General features: G+C 68.8%; 3 protein-coding genes. 1 reads left to right on the forward strand and 2 read right to left on the reverse strand.

The window, feature by feature from the left end:
• The first annotated feature begins 122 nt into the window (after positions 1-122).
• Complete coding sequence (locus AC1DOC_RS29550) at positions 123-989, forward strand: LysR family transcriptional regulator (protein ID WP_436311630.1); 867 nt, start codon at positions 123-125, stop codon at positions 987-989.
• On the opposite strand, the gene AC1DOC_RS29555 is transcribed toward AC1DOC_RS29550, so the two are convergent.
• A complete protein-coding gene (locus AC1DOC_RS29555; protein WP_244883698.1) occupies positions 986-1,255 on the reverse strand; it encodes a hypothetical protein in 270 nt (89 codons plus the stop codon). The two genes, AC1DOC_RS29550 and AC1DOC_RS29555, sit on opposite strands and share 4 nt — an antisense overlap.
• Positions 1,256-1,364: 109 nt before the next feature.
• The coding region (locus AC1DOC_RS29560) for a translocation/assembly module TamB domain-containing protein (protein ID WP_478131113.1) at positions 1,365-2,400 on the reverse strand (1,036 nt) is incomplete at its 5' end.

A 2,400-nucleotide genomic window follows, 5' to 3' on the forward strand; every position in this document is an offset into this window, starting at 1 on the left:
CCTTCATCTTGGGCCCGCGTTCGCATCAAGTAAAACCTTCATCTTGGGCCCGCGTTCGCATCAAGTAAAACGATATTAATTGCCAGTTGAGTGCAAAATTTATGCACTCAAAAGGATGCGGCATGGACATCAACCTGGCCCGGACTTTCCTCGAGATCGTGGACACGCGCAGCTTCCAGCGCGCCGCCGAGCGGCTGCACGTCACGCAGACTTCGGTGAGCGCGCGCGTGCGAACGCTGGAGGAGCTGCTGGGCCGGCCGCTCTTCGTGCGCAACAAGGCGGGCGCGGTGCTCACCGCGGCCGGCGAGCAGTTCCTGCCGCACGCCACCATGCTGGTGCAGGTGTGGGAGCGCGCGCGCCACCAGGTAGCGGTGCCCGTCGGCAGCCGCGCGGTGCTTGCCATCGGCTGCGAGATCAGCCTGTGGGATCCGCTGCTGCTGCAATGGCTGCTGTGGATGCGCACGGCCGCGCCGCAGCTGGCCATCCGCACCGAGGTCGGCTTTCCGCACGACCTGCTCGACAAGGTGGCCGCGGGCGTGCTCGACATGGCCATTGCCTACGCGCCGCAGCAGCGGCCGGGCCTCCGCGTGGAGCTGCTCATCGAGGAGAAGCTGGTCATGGTCACGACCGCGCAGCATCCGCGCGTRCCGCGGCCTGCGGACTATGTGTATGTGGACTGGGGCCCGGAGTTCGCGGCGCAGCACGGCCTCGCGTTTCCCGAGCTCTCCAACGCCGCGGTGAGCGCGGGGCTCGGGCCGCTCGGGCGCGAGTATCTGCTGGCCGCGGGAGGCACCGGCTACTTCCGGCACGACGTGGTGAGCAGCCACCTCGAATCGGGCCGGCTGCGCCGCGTGCCCGGGACGCCGGAGTTTCTTTATCCGGCCTATGCGGTGTATGCGGTGGGAGCGGACGCGGCCATCGTCGATCCCGCGCTTGCGGGCCTCAGGCAGGTGGTCAAGGCGAAGCCGGAGGTCCAGGCGGAGGCCTAGCCGGCCAGCATGTGCCGCGCGCGCTCCACGCGCTCTTCATGCGACTGCAGCAGCGACTCGTAGTACAGGCACAGCGGCATGGCAACGAACACCATGCCCGCCACGTAGACGATCAGGCCCATCAGCGGAAAGTCGTCGCCTCCCCAATAGGGAAGGGACGCCACCGCGGCGCCAGCTGCAATGACTGCAATCACGCACTGCAGCGCGTGGCGCAAGAACGTGGTTCGCGAGTAGCCCGGCGGGTCGTACTTCTGACGGTCCAGCATGGAACACTCGCCCTTGTCTCCTTCACCGTGCATCGTCGTTCCTTGTTAGAAGGGCGTTAACGATTTTTAACCCTGTGAATTACCGCGGTCAAGGCGGCAGACCCGCAGCTCAGTCGTACTTGAGCGTGTAGATCAGGTCGAGCCCGCTGGTCTGGCCGGCCTGTCCGCGCAGCGTGAGGCGCTGCGTCAGGTCGTAGAAGATGAAGATGGTGCCGAAGGTGCCGCCCAGGCTGCGTTCGTAGGTGAGATAGAAATCCTTCGACAGCCGCTTGCCGAGCGTGACCGCCGATTCGCGCAGGTCGCCGCCGCTGCCGGGGCCCTTGAAGCCGAGTTCGTCCAGGCCGAAGCGGCCGGCCAGGCTGCCGCCGCTCGTGCCCTTGCTGACGTGGCCGATCAGTGCCAGCGCCGCCTGCTGCAGCAGCGCCGATTCGCCGCCGCTGGTGGCGGAGGCGCGGCCGAGCACCACCCACGAGAGCGTCTCCGCGTCGGACAGCGCGGGCTCCGAATAGAGCTTGACGCGCGGCGACTGCGCGGTGCCCGTGATCTGCACGCCGGCGCGCTGCGAGATGTTGGGCCGGATCGCCAGGATGTCGAGCGCGGGATTGTCGAAGGGCCCGTTGAAGCGGGCCACGCCGGTTTCCACGTCGAGCTGCTGGCCGTAGGCGCGGTACTGGCCCTTCACGGTCTTCACTTCGCCGGTGATGCGCGGCGGCGCATCGAGCCGGGTGCTGCGGATCTCCAGGTCGCCCTCGAGCCGCGTGGTGATGCCGCGCCCCTGCACCGCGAAGTCGTCGCCCAGGTCGAAGTTCACGACGATGTCGGGCGGCTTCGCGGTCTGCGGCCTGGCGGCTTGCGCCTCGTTGCGCGCGGCGTCGCGCTGGGCCTGCTCGGCCAGCTCGCGGTCCTTGGCGGCGGAGCGCACCACCACGTCGGTGCCCAGGCTCGGCGCGGTCTCGTCGGGCAGGATGATCACCGCGCGGTCGGTCCTGAGCTTGCCGCGCACGCTGAACTGGCCGGCGTCCAGGCGCGCCTGCAGGTTGCCCGAGAGCGTGAGCTGCCGGTCGGTGCGCACCAGCACCCGCAGCGCGCGCAGGTCGGCCTGCAGCGCCATGCGGATGCCCGTGCCCGAGGCGCCGGCCGCGCCC

The sequence above is a fragment of the Variovorax sp. 01T439_2 genome, from assembly GCF_056398445.1.

Coding starts and splice junctions, on each gene's coding strand:
- AC1DOC_RS29555 (WP_244883698.1), bottom strand. CDS start 1,255: ATGCTGGACCGTCAGAAGTACGACCCGCCGGGCTACTCGCGAACCACG.